Genomic DNA, 20272 nt, shown 5'->3' on the forward strand with positions numbered 1-20272 from the left:
TCTATAATAAAACAAAAAGTTTAAAAATGAAAATTTTATATTTACTTTTCTTGCCCTTATTTTTGCTAGCTAATAATCTTAAAGAATTTATAGATTTAAGTTTAAACAATGAAAATTACTTACAAAAGCAACTCCAATTTTCAAAAAGTATTTTAGAACAAGAAAGTGTGCAAAATGCTTATTTACCAAGTTTACATTTAGGTGTTTCTTATCTTGGCTCAAACAAAGATCGCTTTATCATAGAACCCCAAGAAAGTCTAATGAGTACTCTTTCGCTTAAATTTTTACTTTTTGATGGGGGCAATAGAGAAGCAAAAATCGCTAGCATGCAAAGTCTAAAACAACTTGCTCATCTTGAAAAAGAAAACATGGCAAATTATATGGCACTTAGTGCTAGTGTTTTGTATTTTAATTATCTTAGCTTAGAAAGTATTATAGCAAGTGATAAACAAAAAGAAATCACTCTGCAAAATCAACTCAAACGCTTAGAAAATTTTTACCAAGCTGGACTTGCTAGCCAAAGTGAACTTGAGAGCATAAGAGCAAAATTTGAGTTAAGCTCTTATGAATTAGCTCAAAATGAATTAAAACTATATGAACTAAAAAATGAAATTTATAATCTTAGCAAAACGCATTTTACGCCTTCTTTTCAAAATATTTTACAAGAACCAAGTGCAGAAAAAAACAAAAGCTATGAAATAGCCCTTATGCAAGAAAAATTAAATTTAGAAAATTTAAAAATAGACTCTGCTAGAGCTGAGTTGTTTCCAAAAATATTTTTACAAAATAGTTTTAGTTTTTATGACATGAACTACAATCCTAAATTACCACATGAGCTAAAATCAACAAGCGAAAGCTTTTTAAAAGAACATGGACAAAGCAATCGTTTTATTTTAGCTTTTGAGTGGAAAATTTTTGATTTTGGTGCTAATCAAAAAGCTCTAGAAGCTCAAAAATATACAAGTAAAATCACTCAATTAGAGCTTGAAAAAACTAAAAGAAAAGTAGATATAGAACTAGATAATCTTTTACAAGAAATTGAAATTTCTAAAGTTAAAATAAAAGCATTAAATGCAAGTTTTAAGGCGGCTAATTTAGCTTTTGAGGCCATTGAGAAAAAATACACCGCAGGGCTTTGCTCATATGTAGAATACCTAAATGCATTAGAATTAAAATACAAAAGTCAAAGTCAACTTGAACTAGCTAAAAATGAATATGAAATTACAAAAGCAAGGTATTATTTTACAGCTGGAATTGATATAAAAACAAAGGTTTTAGAATGAAATTAGTATTTTTAATTTTATTTTCTCTACTCACTTTAAAAGCTGAAGAAATTTATGCTAGTTTTGATGTGCTTGCACAAAATCAATCAAAATTATCCTTGCAAAGTGCTGGTATAGTTAAGGCAATTTATGTGAATATTAATGATAAGGTAAAAAAAGATCAAGTTTTACTTAAACTTGAAGATTCTAGCGAACAAATAGCCTTAAAATTAGCACAAAATGAATACAAACTTGCCACTCTTGCGCTAGAACATGTTAAAAGTTCTTTAGAAAAATTTAAAAAGGTACAAGAAGTTATAGATAAGCAAAGTTATGAAAATGTTTTATTTGAGTTTCAAAAAGCACAAAGCTTGCAACAAAAAGCCTTTTTAAATATACAACATTACAAAGACTTAATTGATAAAAAAACCCTAAAAGCACCTTATGATGGGATTATTTCTAACAAATATATCGACATAGGCGATGGAGCTAGGGGAATTTCTCATGTTTTATTTGATTTTTTTTCTTATCCAAAAGTAAAATTGCTTTTAAGTTTTGATGAAAAATTTAAAGACAAGGTAAAAATCGATGATATTTTTATTTATAAAATAGACTCAAATGAAAAAGAATATCAAGGCAAAATCACACTTATTTATCCAAGTATAGACATAAAAACACGAAAAATTTATGCAGAAGTTGAGGCCTTAAACTTTACTCCAGGTTCTTTTGGAGAAGGAAAAATCATCACCAAGGATTAATCTTGTATCGTTTTGCTATTAATAATCCTATTGCTGTTTTGATGTTTTTTATCGCTTTGGTGATTTTTGGTACTTTTTCTATTTTTAGTATGCCTATTAATCTTTATCCAAAAGTAGATATTCCTTTGATTAAAATCACCACCACCGCTAATGGAGATTTAAAATTCATAGAATCTAAAATAACCAAAGAAATAGAAAATGCAATTTCAGATGTACAAGGGATAAAAAATATCAATTCTACAAGTTATAATAATTTTTCTATTTCTGTTGTTGAATTTGAATTAGGCAAAAACTTAGAAGTAGCTGCAAATGATATTAGAGATAAACTTAATACTATTAATCTTCCAGCAAAGCCAACCTTAGAAAAAATATCCCCTGATGCAGGATCTGCTGTATCATTATTTTTAAGCTCCAAAGACCATTTAAAACTTATGCGTAAGATTGACAATGATATAAAACCATTTTTACAAAAAATTTCAGGAGTTGGAACGATCAATGATATAGCCTTTTTAAAACCACAAGTTCAAATCAAACTCCTGCCTAATGCCTTGCAAAAATACCACATTAATGCACTTGATGTAGCTAAAATCATCCAAAGTCATAATTTTAAACAATATCTAGGTGAGTTTGAAAATTCAAAAGATAATTTCACCATCAAAGGATATTTTGAAGCACAAAATTTAAAAGAGTTAGAAAATATACGCATTTTTAGTGGAATATTTTTAAAAGACATAGCAAATATTAGCTATGGCTTAGAAGATCAAAAGCAGTTTGCAATACTTGATACAAAAGATGGGGTATTACTTGAGCTTAATAAAATTTCTGGTTATAACTCCTTAAAAGTTATAGAAAATATCAAAAATTCCTTAAAAACACTACAAACAATAGCAGGCAATGAGGTAGAAATTAAAATAGTTTACGATAAGAGCCAAAACATCTTAAAACATATCAATCAGGTTATTTTTGATATGGTTTTTGGCGTGATTTTGACACTTTTAATAGTGTATGTATTTTTAAGAAATATCAGTGCGACTATTTTAGCTTTTATTGTTTTACCAACTTCAATTATTTCTAGTTTTTTTCTCATTAATCTTTTAGGTTATGATATTAATCGCTTAACCATTATAGCTCTTACTTTAAGTATAGGAATTTTTATAGATGATGCTATAGTTATTATTGAAAGTATAGCCAAAAAAGCAAAAACACTCCCTCCTTTACAAGCTTCATTTGAAGGAATCAAAGAAATAGGCTTTAGCGTTTTAAGCATTAGTGCGGTTTTATTATGCGTGTTTATACCTATTGCTTATATGAATTCAGTTCCTGGTTTATTTTTTAATGTATTAGCTACTAGCGTTGCTTCTGGTGTGATTATAAGCTATCTTGTAAGTGTATTTTTAATACCTACCTTAAGTGCTAGATTTTTAAATACTAGCGAAAGTACATTTTATAAAAAAAGTGAATTTTTATTTATAAAACTTGACTTATTTTATGAAAAGCTACTTTATAAAGTTTTAGCTAATAAAATTAAATTTATCCTATCAACGCTTGTTGTAGTTATTTTATGTTTTTCTTTAGCTCCTAAAATAGGCTTGGATTTTCTACCTATAGAAGAAGATAGTGAAATACAAATTTTATTAGAAAGTAAAAACGACTTATCTTTAGAAGCTATGAAAGAAAAAAGTTTAAAAGTATATGAAAATATAAAGCAAGATCCAAGTGTTGCTTATGCATATTTACTTATAGGATATAATGACGCAAAAGAAATTAAAAAAGCAAAAATTTATGTAAAATTAAAACCTTTAAATGAAAGAAAATTCAGACAACCTAAGCTTATTAGCCTTTTTCAAGAAAAATTAAACTCCTATGAAGGCTTAAAGATAAAAGTTTTAGAACTCCCTAAAATAGAAGGAGCAGGCATTGAAGATCCAGTTCAAATTCAAATTTTAGGTGATGATTTAAAGCTAATAAAAGAAGCTATTAATAGAATGAAAGAAGTGTTTTCAAAACACGAAGGCTTTGTTGCTATAGATGATAATGAAGGGGATTTAAAAGAAGAAATTGCTATTAATATCAATAGAGAAAAAGCTGCTAAACTTGGTATTAACCCTCAAGAACTTGCTTATGTCTTGGCTTATTCCTTTGGAAATTTAAGCGTTGGAAATATGGATTATAAAAATTTTAAAGATGAAATTATCCTTAGCTTTGATGAAGCTTTTAAGCAAAATCCAACTAGTTTAGAGCTAATAGAACTTAAAAATCATAACAATGAAAGTATAAAACTTGCTAGTATTGCTAGCTTTTCTTATAAAAAAGATCTTTCTTTAATTAACAGACACAATAAAACTACTAGTATAAAACTCACTTCAAGCATAGAAAACATTTCTTTGGGTGAAGTGAGAAAAATTTTTGAGTCCAATTTAGCTTATATTTTAGGAAAAAATAACCTATCTTTTGCTTATTCTGGTTTTTTGGACTTTTTAGATGATACCATTAGTGGATTTTTGTTTTCTATATCTTTGGGAATGATTTTGATTTATTTAATCCTTGCTTCTTTGTATTCAAGTTTAATACTTCCTTTAATCATCATGATAAGCATGCCTTTGGCTTTTGGTGGAGCTTGTTTTGGAATTTTTATCACAGGAAATCACTTTTCTTTATTTGTGCTTGTGGCTATTATTTTGCTTTTTGGAATGGTAGGAAAAAATGCTATATTATTAGTAGATGTAGCTAATAAAAAATGCGATGAAGGTATGGAAGTAGAAAAAGCACTAATTTATGCAGGAAAAAGTCGTTTAAGAGCCATTTTAATGACAACTTTTGCGATGATTTTTTCCATGCTTCCACTAGCACTTTCAAGGGGTTCTGGTTTTGAAGGAAATTCTCCTATGGCCATTACTATTATATTTGGTCTTATTAGCTCAACCTTACTTACACTTTTAGTAGTGCCAGCTTTATTTAAATTTGCTCATAATTTAGATGTGAAAATTAAAAAAATCTACCAAAGAGAAAAAATTTAACTACTTTTTGAAAATCTCATTTACTTTAAACTTAAATTTATGGGGGGGGGTATAATGCTTTTTTCAATTTAAATTTATTAAGGAGTAATCAAATGAAACTTTCTTATTACACAAGTAAAGTTTTAATGGGAGTTGGTATTAGTGCTTTATTAAGCAGTGCTGCTTTAGCTCAAGAAATTACCATAACAGATGACACTATGAAAAATTATTTTGAAACTAGTGATGGTCAAAATTTCAATCTAAAACAAGAACATACTAATCAAGACTTAACTATAAATCTCACAATGACAGACCTAGCTAATGCTATAGCTAACGATGAATTTAAAGATTTTTCAAGAGTAAATATTAACTTAAATTCTAATAATCTTACTTTGAAAAATACTTCCAAAGGTGCTAGTTATGTAACAAACTATACCATTAATGCTAAAAAAACTGAGGCAACAGATGTGATATTTCAAAGCTTAGATGGAAAATCTATAGTCAATGGAGATTTTAATATAAAAGGTTCATCTAATCCTACAGATGGTGTTTTAGATGATATAAAATCTTCAGCTATTTTAATCGCTGATGGGCATGGCCTACAAGGTTCTCTTGAAGTAAATGGAAATTTTACAGCAGATAAATCTACTCTATTTACCATGGGTGGTAATAAAAGTCAAAACCACATACAAGTAAATGGTAAAGCAAATATCACAAATTCAAACTTTTCCATAGGAACAACAAGCTTTGGTGATTTGGCTTTAAATAATTATGTTTTCATGAGTGCAAGCGAAGGATTTAATGAAGATATAACAAGCTCAAACAAAGCTAGTGCAAACATAAGTAAAAATTTTGAAAACATTGTAGGTATGAGTAGCAAAGATTTAGGACTTGATTATGAAATTGTAAGAGCTATAGATGTAAAAGATTTTGTTGATTATGAACTTTCTACAAAAGATAATAAGCTTTTAATTAGCGGTGGCGCAAATGAAAATGTACTTAATAATAAGAAAGTCTTAGAAAGTGATAAAAAATATCTAGAATTAATTAAAACTGATTTAGAAGATGTCAAAGATGAAGAAGGTGTTAATATAGAAAAAATAGATGAAGCCATTGTAAAAATTGATGAGCAAATAAAGCAAATTCAAGATATGATTAGCAATGCTGAAAGTGGAATAATCTCTAATGATGATTATATTAAAAACGATTCTAGTGTTTCAACTTCTAACAAAGACTTTGTTTCTAAAATTTTAGATGGACTTGCACTCGGTAAAGATTTTAATGCAATAGGTAGTATTAAATTTGATAAAGCTGGAGAGCAAGTAGCAAATGATATAAAAGATTCAGCTAAATCTATCTCAAATGTAAATCAAGCCTCATCAGGTATAAACTCAACTATTAATGTCTCAAATGATGTATCTATAAGTTCTCGTGTAGCTATGTTAAATAATCCTTATGGAAATTATGCTACAAAATTATCTCAAATAAGATTTGCTGCTAATGATTATAGAGGAAATTATGTTGATAATTATAATAACAGCATTTGGGGTAATGTTATAGGTGGTGCAAACATCATAGATGGAGATAGTGGTGCTTTATATGGAGCTACTATAGGTATGGATAGAAAAATTAACGATGATGTTATTATTGGTGCTTATTTTACTTATGCAAACGCTGAAATAAAAGATAATCTTTTAACCCAAAAATCAGATAATTTCCAATTTGGTGCTTATTCTAATATCTATATAAATCCAAAAGTTGAAGTTAATGTTAAGGCTTATGCTCAAATTTCTCCAACAGATCAAGATATTATAAATAGAGGATTTAATACTACAAATAGTGCTGACTTTAATAGAAAATTCCTTGGTTTGAGTGCTAACATGGGATATGTTTTTGATTTTAGCGATAATACTTTATTTATCAAACCTTTTGCTGGAGCAAACTACTACTATGCACATACTCCAAGCTATAAAGAAAACGGCATAGCAGGAAAAGATGTCAATAGCGCTAGCAACAATTCTATCTCATTAGAACTTGGCGCTGAACTTAGAAAATATATGAGTGAAGAATCATATTTATTTATCACCCCAAAAATAGAACAATATGTAATGAATAATGGAGATGATTTTGTAGCAAGTTTAAATGGTGTAGCATTACCTAGTGTAAAAAGTGATGATAAGAAAAAAACCTATGGACAAATCATTATAGGTGGTAATGTAGATATTAATGAACAATTTAGCCTTAATGCAGGTGTTGGAGCTAAACAAATACTAGCTGGTAAAACAGATAGTAAAAACGAAACTTATGTAAGCGGTCAAGTAGGTTTTAAATACAAATTCTAAAAAAATATTTTTTGAGAAACTCCTAAATGCTAGAGTTTTTCACTCTAGCATTTTAAAAACTCTCATACTCTTTAGCTATAAAAACTTCATCATCTTTTACAATCAATGGGCGTTTTATGAGCGTTGGACTTTCTAAAATCATTGCTTTAATTTCATCTTGGTTTAAATTTTGAAGTTTTTCTTTATTTAAGCCTAATTTTCTAGCACTCATACCCGCTGTATTTACAAGCTCTAAAACACTCCTTTTGCTAAGCCAAAAATATAAAGTTTCCTCATCTAGCTTTTTAATATCTAAAAATTCAAATTCAATTTGCTTAGAATTTAAATAATCCATAGCTTTTTTAACACTATTACAATTTTTAATACCATAAAATTTTAACATTTTCTTGCCTTTTTAACTAAGTCTGCTATGATAAATGCTAATTCTAAAGCTTGATCGGCATTTAATCTTGGATCACATTGTGTTTCATAACGTTTAGAAAGTTCTTCTTGAGTGATATTTAAAGAACCTCCTACACATTCTGTTACATTTTGCCCTGTCATTTCCAAATGTACCCCACCAGGATATACTCCCTCACTCATAGCTATTTCAAAAAACGCACGCACTTCTTGGATGATTTTATCAAATTCTCTTGTTTTAAAATTACCCGATTTAACCGTATTTGCATGCATAGGATCTATGCTATAAAGTATATTAAATCCTTCTTGTTTTAACTCTTTAAATAATTTTGGCAAGGCATTTTCTATCTTATCACATCCCATACGAATGATGAAATTTAATCTTCCTGCTTCATTATGCGGATTTAAAATACTTACTAGCTTTTTAATTTCATCTAAATCATAATTAGCACTAAGTTTAACACCAAGTGGATTTTTCACCCCACTTAAAAAATGCACATGTGCTTCATCTGCTTTTCTAGTACGCTCGCCTATCCAAAGCATATGCGCCGAACAATCATAAATTTCCCCACTTAAACTATCTACCCTAGTTAAAGCTTCTTCATAAGGCAAAAGCAAGGCTTCATGAGAAGTATAAAAGGCTGTTTGAGAAAGATTTGGAGTATCGGTGATACCACAAGCTTGCATAAAAGCTAAAGCTTGAGTGATTTTTTCGCTAAGTTCATCATATTTTCTCCCAAGTTCTGCCTTTTTTAAAAAACCCAAATTCCACTTATGCACTACTCTTAAATCCGCTAAACCACCTCTTGAAAAAGCTCTTAATAAATTTAAAGTTGTAGCACTTTGATAATATGCTTCTAGCATTCTTTTAGGATCAGCTATTCTTGATTTTTCATTAAATTCAAAACCATTAATAATATCCCCGCGATAACTTGGAAGCTTTACTCCTTCAATTTCTTCAAAATCACTACTTCTTGGCTTTGCAAATTGTCCTGCAACGCGCCCTACTTTAACGATGGGACAAGATCCTGCAAAAGTAAGCACTATAGCCATTTGAAGCATAACTTTGAACATATCTCTTATATTATCAGCGCCAAAATTTACAAAACTCTCCGCACAATCTCCTCCTTGGAGTAAAAATGCTTGAGAATTTACAACCTTAGCAAGGGATTTTTTTAATTTATCCACCTCGCCTGCAAAAACAAGCGGTGGTAATTTTTCTAATTTTTTAACAACTTCTTGTAATTCATTTTCATCAGGATATTGTGGTTGTTGCTGAATTTTATAATTTTTCCAAGAATCTTTAGTCCATTTCATAGCTTAACTTCCTCATTTTAGTAAGCTAAAATTATACAAAATGAGGCTTAAATTAAGATTTTAAAACACTTTCAACACGTTCAAGACTATCTTGCTTATACAAAGTTAAGCGTACTATAGAATCTTCTAGCGCTAAAAGATTATGAATCTCATGAGCTTTTAAACTTATACTATCTAGCGTTTTAAGTAGAATTTGTTGATTTAAAACTCCAAAATCAATGGAGCCTTTTAACACTTGTATGGTAATATCAAAAGGTGCTTTATGATCTTTCATAAAGCTATCTTTTGACATAGTTATGCAGATTTCTTTAGCATAAGCATTTTCTATTTTCTTAGATATATTTATGCCATTTTGAATTTCTTGTTCCCAGGAAATTACTTCATATATTTGAGTTCTAAATTTCACTTTTATTTTTTAAGTTCTTTAATACGAGCAGCCTTACCTCTTCTATCTCTTAGGTAGAATAATCTAGCACGGCGTACACGACCTCTTCTTAACACTGTAATACTTTCTAAACTTTCACTATAAATAGGGAAAATTCTTTCAACGCCTACATTGTTAGCACCGATTTTACGTACGATGAAAGTTTCATCTACACCATTTCCTCTACGTGCTATACAAATACCTTCAAAATTTTGAATTCTTGTTTTATCGCCTTCTTTAATGCGAATAGCAAGTCTTAAAGTATCTCCAGCACGAAATTCTGGAACATTTTTACCTTCAATTTGTTTTTGCTCAAATTGCTCAATGTATTTATTTTTCATAACGATATTCCTTAAAATTTGCGTTCATGCTTTTGATACAAATCAGGACGAAAATATTTCGTTTTGCAAGACGCCAAAGTAGTTTTTAAAGCTGTGATTTTAGCGTGATTTCCCTTTAAAAACTCTGAAGGCACATAAAATTTTTTATTTTCCTTTTCAAAAATAAAAGGCTTAGAAAACGATGGGGCTTCTAATAAGTCATTTTCAAAACTTTCTTCACTTAAGCTTTCGCTATTTCCAAGAACATCTTGAATATTTCTGCTAATAGCATCACACATCACCAAAGACGCTAACTCTCCACCTGTAAGTATAAAATCACCTATAGAAAATACCTCATTAGCAAATTCTTCCACAATGCGCTCATCCAAACCCTCATATCTACTACTTACAAAGCAAACATGATCTTTCTTACTTAATCTTTTAGCATCAGCTTGTTTAAAAGTCTTAGCGCAAGGCAAAAGAAAAACAAAATGAACATTTTTATCTTGCTTTTTAATATGCCTTAAGCAATCATACAAAGGCTGAGCTTGTAATAAAAGCCCTGCACCTCCTCCTATTTTATAATCATCTACTTTAAAGTGCTTGTTTGTGGTAAAACTTCTAGGATTAACAAAAGCAAATTCTAATATTCCCTTTTCTTTTGCCCTTGCTAAAATAGAAGTTTGAAAATAAGGTTCAATAAGCTCTGGGAATAAACTTACAAAAGTATATTTCATGAATTTTCTAAAATATCTAAAGCAGATTGCGTGAATATTTTTTTATTTTCTACATCAACTTTTTGAATATATTTATCAACATAAGGAATATAAAAGTTTTTAACCTTTGTCTGTAGTTTTTCATCACATTTTATACAAAATAAAAATCCTGCTCCATTTTCTAAAATGTCTTCAACTGCACCTAATTTTTGCTCATTTTCAATAATATCACATCCAATTATATCAAAATAAAAATATTCATCTTTTTTTAATTTACAAGTTTCTTTTGTGGCTTCAATAGTTTGAAAAAGAGTAATATTAGTTAAGGTTTTAGCAGTCTCAACACTCTGAAAGCCTTCAAATAAAACTAAAGATCTAGTTTTATCAAAAGCCTTTATGGTGTAAATTTTTTGATTAATATCAAAAAATTTAGCACCTATTTTAAACTGCTCATAAAAATCACTAAGATTATGTAGTTTTACATAACCTTTTAAACCAACACTTTTTCCAAGTTTAGCAACTTGGATCAAATCATTCTTCAATGGCTTTTACCGTTATACGATATGAAGTTGCATCTTTAACTTTATAAGCCATAATGACTGTTTTTATTGCGTTGATTAATTTTCCATTTTTTCCGATCAACTTACCAGTATCAGATGGATCGACATAAATGATAATTTCAGCAAAATTATTTTCTAAATTTTGTCTTTGTATATCAACTTTTTCAGGAAAATCAACAATTAATTTTGCGTATTCTCTTAAAAAATTTTCAACCATTTTTATTTGCTTGTAATAGCTGCTACTCTATCGCTTAATTTAGCACCTACGCTTTTCCAATAAGCTAAACGCTCAGCATCAAATTTTACCACTTCAGGTTCAACCATAGGATTGTAATATCCAATGCTTTCTATCCAGCTACCATCGCGTCTTTTTCTACTATCAGTTACAACTATACGATAAAATGGTCTTTTTTTACGTCCCATTTTTGTAAGTCTGATTACTGTCATTTTAATACTCCTAAAAAAATTAAAATTTTGTTATAGATATTTTAACTCATATATCCATAAAAAAGCTTTAATTATTGCGGTCTTTTAGCTTGCTGCAACATATTCATAAAGTTTTCCATTCCTTTTTTGTTTGAAAATTTCTTTGCCAACTTAGCTGCATTACTAAATTGTTTTAAAAAGCGATTTACTTCCATTTGAGATAAACCAGCACCCTCTGCAATACGACGCTTTCTTGCGTTATTTAACAAATCAGGATTTTCTCTTTCTTTTGGTGTCATTGATGAAATCATTGCCTTAATATGAATAATTTCTTTAGAATTGTCCAAATCAATATCTTTAATATTTGCTGCCATAGATGATAAACCAGGTATCATGCCAATGATTGATTTCATACTACCAAGTTTTTTAACGCTTTCCATTTGATTTAAAAAGTCATTAAAATTAAATTCACCTTTTTTAATTTTCTTATTAAGTTTTTTTGCTTCTTTTTCATCTATAATAGCTGCGGTTTTTTCAGCCAAAGTCGCTAAATCACCCTCGCCCATGATACGATTAACAATTCTATCAGGGATAAATACTTCTAAATCAGCTACTTTCTCACCAACACCAATAAATCTTAAAGGCACACCAATTTGTTTTGCTATGCCTAGCGCAACACCACCTTTAGTATCTGCATCAAATTTACTTAAAATAACCCCTGTAATTTCTAAAGCCTCATTAAAGCTACTTGCTGTTTTAACTCCATCTTGACCACTCATAGCATCAGCTACATAAAATACTTCATCAGGATTTAAAATAGCTTTTACATCTTTAAGCTCACTCATCAAAGCTGTATCGATTGCTAAACGGCCGGCAGTATCTACAAGCAAAACATCATACATAGAATTTTTTGCTTTTTCCAAAGCTTGTTTAGCTACATTTAAAGGATTACTTTCATTTTCTATGAAAAATAAATCAAGCTCATTAGCTTGAGTGAGTTGTCTTAGCTGTTCTACTGCAGCTAATCTTTGCAAATCACATGCAGCAATTAGTACTTTTTTATTTCTTAACTTTAAATAATTAGCAATTTTTACCGTAGTAGTAGTTTTACCACCACCTTGTAAACCACACATCAAAACAACCGTAGGCGGCTTACTAGCAAATACAAAACCTTGGTTTTTACCTTTAACACTAAGAATTTCTTCTAAATTTTTCTTAATTGAGTCTAAAAATTGTTTTTGACCTATACCATTAATTTTTACATCATTTTCTACCAAAGTAAGTAATTCTTTAGTAACTTTATGATGTACATCTGCTTTTAAAAGGGCTTTTTTTAAAGTGTCAAGAGCATTTTTTAAAGCTTTTTCATCATCAACAAAACGAAGTTTATTAACTGCGGATTTAAATGACTCACTAACTATTTCAAACACTTTGTTTTCCCTTTATTAAAATTTTAAAAAGCTAAATTATAAACCCTTTTAGCTTTAAACGCCTTTAAAAATTTAAATTTTTTATTTCAAAACCATAAGCATTGAAGCTCTCATCAAGTAAGGCTTTAAATTGATAATCAAAAATATGCGTTTCATATGAATGCAAATACATTCTAGAAGAGCTAATTTTTGCATATTTTTCATCACCTATAATACCATGTTTTATATGATTTAAATGCACTCTAATTTGATGTGTTCTACCTGTTTTAATGACTACTTTTATTAAGGTTTTTTTAGCATTTACCATTAAAGGTATAACCTGACTATGAGCTTCTAAACCAAATTTATCGATTTTACTAAAGGCTCCGGATTTATTTTTTATAGTAGTTATTTTTTCACAAATTTCAAGTTCTTCAGCAATCACTCCATCAACAATAGCTAAATAACTTTTATAAACATTTTGTTTTTTGTATTCTTGAATACATTTTAGTCTAAATTCCTCATCTTTACTTAAAAGCAAAACTCCACTTGTTTCCTTATCAAGTCGATTAATAAGTTTTGCGCCAAAAACATTCTCTAAGTTTTCGCTAATCTCACCATAAGGCTTATTTAAAGCTATGATTTTATCATCTTCAAAAAGTATTTTTGCTTTTTTTATTTTTTGCACAACAAATCTTGTTTTAGAACTCATTAAAGCCCTAGCTATAACAACCTTTTTACCCATAGCAAAAACACAGCCTTTGTCAATCAAATCCTTTGCTGCGTTATTAGAAATTTTTTCTTGCATTGCAAGCAATTTATAAGCTTTTTCTTGCATCTAAACCTTCTTTTATGCTTAATATAATTTCATTTAAATCACTTTGTTCTTTAAGTTGTGCTTGTGGTGATTTTTGCTTTAAAAAAACATTTATATCTTTTGCACTCTCACAAATATACAAACCATCAACTTCTTGATATAAACTTTCTTGATTAAAATAATATTTCCCTGAGATAATAACATTATTCCATCTAGCTGCCTCTATAGGATTATGCCCACCTATATTATCTACAAAAGAGCCGCATAAAAAAACCACATCACTAATCTTATAAAAACTTTCTAGCTCACCTAAAGTATCTAGCAATAAACATTTGGCATTAAAAAAATTTGCAAAATTATTTTCGCTTAAAGTAAAGTCTGAAAATTTTTGCATATTATAGTGGTTTTTTTGACAAAAATCTTTTAAAATTCCCTCAACCTCGCCAAAACGCTCTGGATGTCTTGGGGCGATAATCAATTTATCGTTTTCTTCTAAATTAATTTCATTAAGTAATAATCGTTCTTCATTTTCATGTGTACTAGCAAATATAATAATCCTAGCTTTGGGCTTGGAATAGTTTTTCACTTGTTCTTGTTTTATATTAGCTTTGATATTTTTATATGCTATAACATTTTTAGCGCCCAAGCATTCTAATCTTTCTTTGTCTTTTTGACTTTGTGCAAATACAACATCAATATATTTAAAAATCAAACGATAAAAAAAGCTAAAACGCTTATAGTTTTTTAAAGATCTATCACTAATTCTAGCATTTAATAAAACAACTTTTGCATTATAAAATTTAGCCATAAACACAAGCATAAGCCAAAGCTCTGCTTCAAAAATAACCAAAACTTTACAAGGTCTCATCCAAAAAGGTACAAAAATCTCAAAAGGGAAAAAATTTACTTTTTTAGAATATTTTAAAGCTTCACTAAAACCAGTTTGAGTTATGGTTGAAATTTTACAAGCTGGAAAAAGTTTTATTAAAGGAATAAGGCTTTTAATTTCACCAAAAGAACAAGCATGAAAATACACGTCACCTTGTTTTTGCCTTAAATTTTTGTAAAGAAAGAATCTTGATTTTAATGATATTTTATACTTTTCCTTACAAAAACTTAAAATCAATAAAAAAGGAGCTGCAATTATATATATAATCACAGCAAAAATATAATACAAAAAAATCAATTTTGATTTTCTTCTTTTTCTTTGTATAAAATTCTTCCACAATGTGGGCAAGTTATGATTTCATCACCTTTTAAAACAGCCAAATAAGTTTTATCATAAATTCTCATAAAACAGCCATAACAAGCATGTTTTTTTACAGGAACCACTGCAGTATTTCCCGCCCATTTTCTAATTTTTTCATAAAAAGTTAAAACTTTTTGATTTATTTCACCTACTAATTTTACCTTTTTATCATAAATTTGTAATCTTTCTTTTTCAATATCCACTAAAACAGTTTTAGTTTGAGCATCGATTTGATCCACTTCATTTTCAAGTTCGCTTCTTTTAGCTTGCAATTCTTGTATAAACTTTTCTTTATTTTCTAAAATTTTATCCAATCTTTCAATTTCTTCATTTGCTGCATCAAGTTGTTCTTTGGCTATATCCTCTTCAATTTTTAAAGCATTTGCTTCTTTTTCGGTTTTTACCGCTGCACTTTTTTTGGCTATTTCTTTTATTTTTACACCAAATTCTGCAATATGATTGTTGTTTTGAATTTTTTGATTTTCTATATCTTTAATATCTTTCTCAAAACCTGCAATTTCTTCTTCTGTTTTATCAAGTAAATTGCGTTTTTCTTTTAAATCTTTTGTAGCATCTTCTACTTTATTTGCAAAACCATCAAGTTCTTTATCAATTTGCGATAAAGCTATAAGTTGTTCTAAATATTTACTCATTGAAATTTTCCTTAAAAATATTGAAATGGATTTTTTGAAACTGATATTATAACTTCTAAATGAAATTTTTGCAAATCTTTTGCTAAAATTTTACCAAAACAAGATTCGCTTTCATAGTGTCCTATATCAATCAAACTAAGTTTATTATGATAACTTTCCAAAGCTTGATGATATTTAAAATCTCCGCTTAAAAAGCAATCTGCCTTAACACTAGAAATTAAATCTCCTCCACTACCTGTGCATATTGCTAAAGTTTTAATTTTCTCATTACCTGCATTTACAACTCTTATGTAATCAAGCTTTAAACTTTTTTTTACATGATTAATTAAATCGCTAAATTTAAAATCAACATCACAATAAATTAAAAACTCATTTTGTTCTTTAATCTTAAGACCTAAAATTTCACGAGCAAAATAAGCATTTAAATGACTTAAGTCAAAATTCGTATGCATAGCAATTAAAGCTATGTTTTTTTGTATCATTTTAGTAAGAATATTTTGCGGATAAAACACCCCGCTTAAGTTTTTTAAACCTTTAAAAATCAAAGGATGATGAACTATAAAAAGTGAATTTTCACGTGCATTTTCAATTAAATGCATATCCACATCAAGAGCAAGATAAATTTGATTTATTTCTTGATCTAAAGTTCCAAGTAATAGGCCGCTATTATCCCATGAACTTTGCGTACTAAATGGGCTAATAGCATCCAAATAATCATAAATTTCTTTAATTTTCATCTAAACTTTCTTTATACACCAAAGCACAATTTTTAGATAATTCTCTAATTTTAAGCATAAAGTCTTGTCTTTGAGTTACTGAAATAGCTCCTCTTGCATCAAGCAAATTAAAAGTGTGCGCTGCTAACATACAATAATCATATGCAGGCAAAGCAAGCTTTGCTTCTAATGCATTTTTACACTCATTATAAGCATTTTCAAATTGCACATTTAAAGTTTTAACATCACTTACTTCAAAATTATATTTACTAAATTCAAACTCACCTTGCTTATGAACATCTTTATAAGTAATTTTTTCACCGTTAAATTCATTCCAAACTATGTCATATACATTATCTACATCTTGCAAATACATTGCGAGTCTTTCTAAGCCATAGGTAATTTCAGCACTTACTAAATCTACGCTTATACCGCCAACTTGCTGAAAATAAGTAAATTGTGTTACCTCCATGCCATCAAGCCAAACTTCCCAACCCAGACCCCAAGCACCTAAACTTGGACTCTCCCAATTATCCTCAACAAAACGAATATCATGTGATTTTAAATCAAAACCTAAATTTTCTAAACTTTTTAAATATAATTCTTGGATGTTATCAGGACTTGGTTTAATCAAAACTTGAAATTGATAATAAGCACCTAGTCTATTAGGATTTTCACCATATCTTCCATCAGTTGGTCTTCTACTTGGTGCTACATAAGCAGCTGCCCAAGGTTTTTTACCCAAACTTCTTAAAAAAGTTGCAGGATGAAAAGTCCCTGCACCTGCTGGAAAATCATAAGGTTGCATAATGGCACAACCTTGTTTTTGCCAAAATTCTTGTAAGTTTAATATCATTTGAGAAAAAGTCATTTTTCTTCCTTTATTTCTTCTGGCTTTTCAGGTGAATTTGCATATAACTCTACTGTTTTATTCCACATCATTTTGTATTTTCTTTTTAGAAATTCCACTTCATTGCGCGCATATTTGAGTTGCTCGTTAAGATTTTCTATGGTTTTTCTATCTTCATCATAAAGTTCTTGCATAGAATAAAGAGCATCTTTTAAAAATTTATTCTCACCCTTTAAAGCTTCTAAGGTCTCATCTTTAGCATCAAGAACTTTTTCGTGTAAGTTTAAAATAGTTCCTATGGTTTTTTCTACAAAACTTTCTCCTGCTAAAGTCATAGAATTTACCATAGCAGGTTGCTTTGAGCTTGTTGGAACCACACTAAATGTTCCTTGATTAGCCTCAATATAAATTTCACCCTCTTCTTCTTTGAAATTTAAAGCACCATTTGCCATCATTCCTTTTACAACATCTTCAGATAAATGCACTAATTGACAAAATTCTTTTAACTTCAAGTAAGTTTGCATAAATACTCCTTAAAGAAAAACTTCAATTGTACTAGAATCTTGAATTAATTTTTCTTGTTGTTTTTTTCTATCTTCTAATAATTTTTGCGCTAAAGATTCATCCTCTATAGCTAAAATTTGTACAGCTAAATAAGCTGCATTAATAGCCCCTGCTTTGCCTATGGCCAAAGTTGCTACAGGAATTCCACTTGGCATTTGCACAGTAGAAAATAAAGAGTCCATACTTGCTAAATTACTTCCTGGCATAGGTATGCCTAAAACAGGTTTTGTTGTATGTGCTGCAACAGCTCCTGCTAAATGCGCCGCCATACCTGCTGCTGCAATAAATACTTTTGCACCTTTTTCTTCGGCATTTTTGATGTATTCTTGGGTTCTTTGAGGACTTCTGTGTGCTGAAGTGATTAAAATTTCATATTTAACATCAAATTTTTCCAAAATTCCCAAAGCTTCTTTCACTACATCATAATCACTCTTACTTCCCATCAATATAGAAACAAATTTCATTCAACACTCCTTCTTAAAAAGCTAAATTCTGGAAGCTTAAACGGTAAAGTAATTTCATTTTCATTACCACTATGAATTTCACTAAATTCTTTATTATTTTTGGCCAATAATTGCTTAAAAACTATAAATTTCTTACCATCATTTTCATAGATTAAACCTAGTTTATTTTCTCCTAATTCTATATTAGAATTAACCGGAGCTAAAATTTCATATTCTTTGTTTAATTCTATCTTGCCTTTACATTTAAAAAACTCACCATCTTCACTAATAGCATGCACTTGATGAGTTCCTTCTTCTATGCTTGTATTGTGATTAATAGAATCGGTTTTTTCATAGGCTCTTGAGACTAAATATCCATCCGTAAAACCTCTGTGTTTTAAAGTATGGATTTCTTTTTCATATTTAGCAGCATCAAAAGTGTCTTCCAATACATCTTGCACTGCCATTTTATATGTTCTTGTAGTTAAAGCTACATAATACTCACTTTTTGTTCTTCCTTCTATTTTAAAAGCATGAATACAATTTTCTTGCATGATCTTTTGAATATATGAGCTTAAATTTAAATCTTTAGAGTTAAATACATGTGTGCCATTTTCATCTTCTTCTAATCTAAAAAGTGTATTTGTCTCTGGATTTTTCGCATAAAGCTCATAATTAAATCTACAATCATTTGCGCAAGAACCGCGATTGCTCATGCGTCCACTTTGTACTGAGCTTATTAAACATCTACCAGAATATGCAAAGCACATAGAGCCATGCACAAAACTTTCAAGCTCGATATCACAATTATTTTTTAAATCTTTTGCATCTTTTAAGCCAAGCTCTCTTGCTATAACAACACGCTTAGCTCCCATGTCTTTATAGACTTGAGCGTCTAAATAGTTTAAAATATTAGCTTGAGTGGATACATGAAGATTGATTTCAGGTGCAAGTTCTTTGACTAAACGCATAGCACCTACAGAAGCTACTATAAAAGCATCAGGTTTCATTTCTTTTAATTTTAAAATATGCCTTTTTAAACCCTCAATTTGTGAGCTAAAATGAAAACCATTAATGGTTACATAAATTTTTTTTCCTCTTGTGTGAGTATAATCAATGGCTTCTTTAAAAGTTTCATAATTGAAATCCCTAGCAGTTCTTGCTCTTAATGAAAAATTACTCACTCCCGCATAAACAGCATCAGCTCCATAAGCTAACGCTATTTTTAATTTTGTAAAATTTCCCGCAGGAGCTACTATTTCAGGAACAATCATTTTTTGCCTAAACTTGCGATTAATGCCTCAATATCATCATTGCTTACAACATCTGTAGTTGTATCACCTTCAATATGCACAGCCGATCCTACGCGTTTTTCATCATCAATTTTACCTTCAAATAAACTACTCATGTATCTACTTAAAGCTCTCATAACATTAATAACACGTTCGATTTTTTGACGGTGAATATCTTGGTATTGCATAGCATCCATTGCCATCATAACCTCATCTTGTCCAGTTTGTAAACAACCCGTGATTTCATCTATAATATTTTTAGCATTATTGTTAGTTTCTATAGCTTCTTTAAAGCTTACAACATTAGGAAATTTTGCATTTAGTTTTTCAAAAATTTCTATATTTTTATTCAAAGCATCGCTAATTACACAAAGCTCATTTTCTGAATTTGCAAAGAAATCATTAATAATTTCTAACTTTTCCATCATTTCAGTAGCTTTGATTTCACTATCTCTTGTAACATCATCAAGCTGATGCACAACTTTATGTTCTTTGCTAGGTGGTGGTGGTGGCCATGCCATATCTGCTCTTGCTTTATAATCACCATTAATCATTGCATCAACAATTTGTTTATTTTTTTCCTCATCTTCATACTCTGTTTCAGGCTTTGTTTCTGTTTCTTCTACAGAATCAAGATCTAAATCTTCAGTGCTATTCATTAAAGCATCTAATTCTTCTTGAGTCATTTTTACACCTTTTTAATATAAAAAACTAATGTGAAATTATATTATAAAAAAATATAAACCAATATTAATTTTG

At 29.4% G+C, this 20272-nt stretch carries 22 protein-coding genes; 4 read left to right on the plus strand and 18 right to left on the minus strand.

Annotation, left to right across the window (positions count from 1 at the left end):
- Window positions 1-26: 26 nt before the first annotated feature.
- From L8T90_RS00595 to L8T90_RS00610, 4 genes are all read left to right on the plus strand, one after another.
- A complete protein-coding gene (locus L8T90_RS00595; RefSeq protein ID WP_263736423.1) occupies window positions 27-1283 on the plus strand; it encodes a TolC family protein in 1257 nt (418 codons plus the stop codon).
- Window positions 1280-2020 carry an efflux RND transporter periplasmic adaptor subunit gene (locus tag L8T90_RS00600; RefSeq protein ID WP_263736424.1) on the plus strand — a complete coding sequence of 247 codons (741 nt, stop codon included), beginning with the start codon at window positions 1280-1282 and terminating at the stop codon, window positions 2018-2020. Before L8T90_RS00595 ends, L8T90_RS00600 begins: the two co-directional genes overlap by 4 nt.
- A 2-nt stretch (window positions 2021-2022) precedes the next feature.
- Entirely contained in the window at window positions 2023-5037 is a 3015-nt protein-coding gene (locus tag L8T90_RS00605; protein WP_263736425.1) for an efflux RND transporter permease subunit, read from the plus strand.
- Window positions 5038-5129: 92 nt separating this feature from the next.
- Window positions 5130-7358, plus strand: coding sequence for an autotransporter outer membrane beta-barrel domain-containing protein (locus tag L8T90_RS00610; protein ID WP_263736426.1), 2229 nt, complete (start codon window positions 5130-5132; stop codon window positions 7356-7358).
- Between the two features lie 52 nt (window positions 7359-7410).
- Here the strand turns inward: L8T90_RS00610 and L8T90_RS00615 are convergent, their stop codons facing one another.
- The 18 genes from L8T90_RS00615 to L8T90_RS00700 form a co-directional block, all read right to left on the minus strand.
- Window positions 7411-7740, minus strand: a complete 330-nt coding sequence (locus L8T90_RS00615) for a Spx/MgsR family RNA polymerase-binding regulatory protein (protein ID WP_263736427.1) — start codon at window positions 7738-7740, stop codon at window positions 7411-7413.
- Window positions 7734-9074, minus strand: a complete 1341-nt coding sequence (locus tag L8T90_RS00620) for a class II 3-deoxy-7-phosphoheptulonate synthase (RefSeq protein ID WP_263736428.1) — start codon at window positions 9072-9074, stop codon at window positions 7734-7736. The genes L8T90_RS00615 and L8T90_RS00620 overlap by 7 nt, the downstream gene beginning before the upstream one ends.
- Window positions 9075-9126: 52 nt before the next feature.
- Entirely contained in the window at window positions 9127-9480 is a 354-nt protein-coding gene (locus L8T90_RS00625; protein ID WP_233431003.1) for a cupin domain-containing protein, read from the minus strand.
- A 2-nt stretch (window positions 9481-9482) separates the two neighbouring features.
- Window positions 9483-9839, minus strand: a complete 357-nt coding sequence (rplS, locus tag L8T90_RS00630) for a 50S ribosomal protein L19 (protein ID WP_012661698.1) — start codon at window positions 9837-9839, stop codon at window positions 9483-9485.
- Between the two features lie 11 nt (window positions 9840-9850).
- Window positions 9851-10555 carry a tRNA (guanosine(37)-N1)-methyltransferase TrmD gene (gene trmD, locus L8T90_RS00635; protein ID WP_263678737.1) on the minus strand — a complete coding sequence of 235 codons (705 nt, stop codon included), beginning with the start codon at window positions 10553-10555 and terminating at the stop codon, window positions 9851-9853.
- Window positions 10552-11076: a ribosome maturation factor RimM gene (gene rimM / locus L8T90_RS00640; protein ID WP_263736429.1), complete on the minus strand. Its 525-nt coding sequence runs from the start codon at window positions 11074-11076 to the stop codon at window positions 10552-10554. The genes trmD and rimM overlap by 4 nt, the downstream gene beginning before the upstream one ends.
- The gene (locus L8T90_RS00645) at window positions 11066-11311 is read right to left on the minus strand and encodes a KH domain-containing protein (protein WP_012661701.1); all 246 of its coding nucleotides are present in this window, start codon (window positions 11309-11311) and stop codon (window positions 11066-11068) included. The genes rimM and L8T90_RS00645 overlap by 11 nt, the downstream gene beginning before the upstream one ends.
- A 2-nt stretch (window positions 11312-11313) precedes the next feature.
- A complete protein-coding gene (gene rpsP, locus L8T90_RS00650; RefSeq protein WP_012661702.1) occupies window positions 11314-11541 on the minus strand; it encodes a 30S ribosomal protein S16 in 228 nt (75 codons plus the stop codon).
- A 71-nt stretch (window positions 11542-11612) separates the two neighbouring features.
- Window positions 11613-12950, minus strand: coding sequence for a signal recognition particle protein (ffh, locus tag L8T90_RS00655; RefSeq protein ID WP_263736430.1), 1338 nt, complete (start codon window positions 12948-12950; stop codon window positions 11613-11615).
- 64 nt (window positions 12951-13014) lie between these two features.
- Window positions 13015-13767, minus strand: coding sequence for a pseudouridine synthase family protein (locus L8T90_RS00660; RefSeq protein ID WP_263736431.1), 753 nt, complete (start codon window positions 13765-13767; stop codon window positions 13015-13017).
- A complete protein-coding gene (gene waaA, locus L8T90_RS00665) occupies window positions 13748-14932 on the minus strand; it encodes a lipid IV(A) 3-deoxy-D-manno-octulosonic acid transferase (RefSeq protein ID WP_263736432.1) in 1185 nt (394 codons plus the stop codon). Before waaA ends, L8T90_RS00660 begins: the two co-directional genes overlap by 20 nt.
- Entirely contained in the window at window positions 14929-15648 is a 720-nt protein-coding gene (locus tag L8T90_RS00670; RefSeq protein ID WP_149062431.1) for a zinc ribbon domain-containing protein, read from the minus strand. Before L8T90_RS00670 ends, waaA begins: the two co-directional genes overlap by 4 nt.
- An 11-nt stretch (window positions 15649-15659) precedes the next feature.
- Complete coding sequence (locus L8T90_RS00675) at window positions 15660-16385, minus strand: Nif3-like dinuclear metal center hexameric protein (protein ID WP_263736433.1); 726 nt, start codon at window positions 16383-16385, stop codon at window positions 15660-15662.
- The gene (glyQ, locus tag L8T90_RS00680) at window positions 16375-17235 is read right to left on the minus strand and encodes a glycine--tRNA ligase subunit alpha (protein WP_039668538.1); all 861 of its coding nucleotides are present in this window, start codon (window positions 17233-17235) and stop codon (window positions 16375-16377) included. The genes L8T90_RS00675 and glyQ overlap by 11 nt, the downstream gene beginning before the upstream one ends.
- Window positions 17232-17738, minus strand: a complete 507-nt coding sequence (locus tag L8T90_RS00685; RefSeq protein ID WP_039668539.1) for a DUF3972 domain-containing protein — start codon at window positions 17736-17738, stop codon at window positions 17232-17234. The genes glyQ and L8T90_RS00685 overlap by 4 nt, the downstream gene beginning before the upstream one ends.
- A gap of 9 nt (window positions 17739-17747) precedes the next feature.
- Window positions 17748-18242 carry a 5-(carboxyamino)imidazole ribonucleotide mutase gene (gene purE, locus L8T90_RS00690; protein WP_263663130.1) on the minus strand — a complete coding sequence of 165 codons (495 nt, stop codon included), beginning with the start codon at window positions 18240-18242 and terminating at the stop codon, window positions 17748-17750.
- Complete coding sequence (locus L8T90_RS00695) at window positions 18239-19495, minus strand: peptidase U32 family protein (RefSeq protein ID WP_263682107.1); 1257 nt, start codon at window positions 19493-19495, stop codon at window positions 18239-18241. The genes purE and L8T90_RS00695 overlap by 4 nt, the downstream gene beginning before the upstream one ends.
- Complete coding sequence (locus tag L8T90_RS00700) at window positions 19492-20199, minus strand: protein phosphatase CheZ (RefSeq protein ID WP_240379224.1); 708 nt, start codon at window positions 20197-20199, stop codon at window positions 19492-19494. Before L8T90_RS00700 ends, L8T90_RS00695 begins: the two co-directional genes overlap by 4 nt.
- Window positions 20200-20272 lie beyond the last annotated feature (73 nt).

It is taken from the genome of Campylobacter sp. RKI_CA19_01121 (assembly GCF_025771295.1).
Lineage (GTDB): Bacteria > Campylobacterota > Campylobacteria > Campylobacterales > Campylobacteraceae > Campylobacter_D.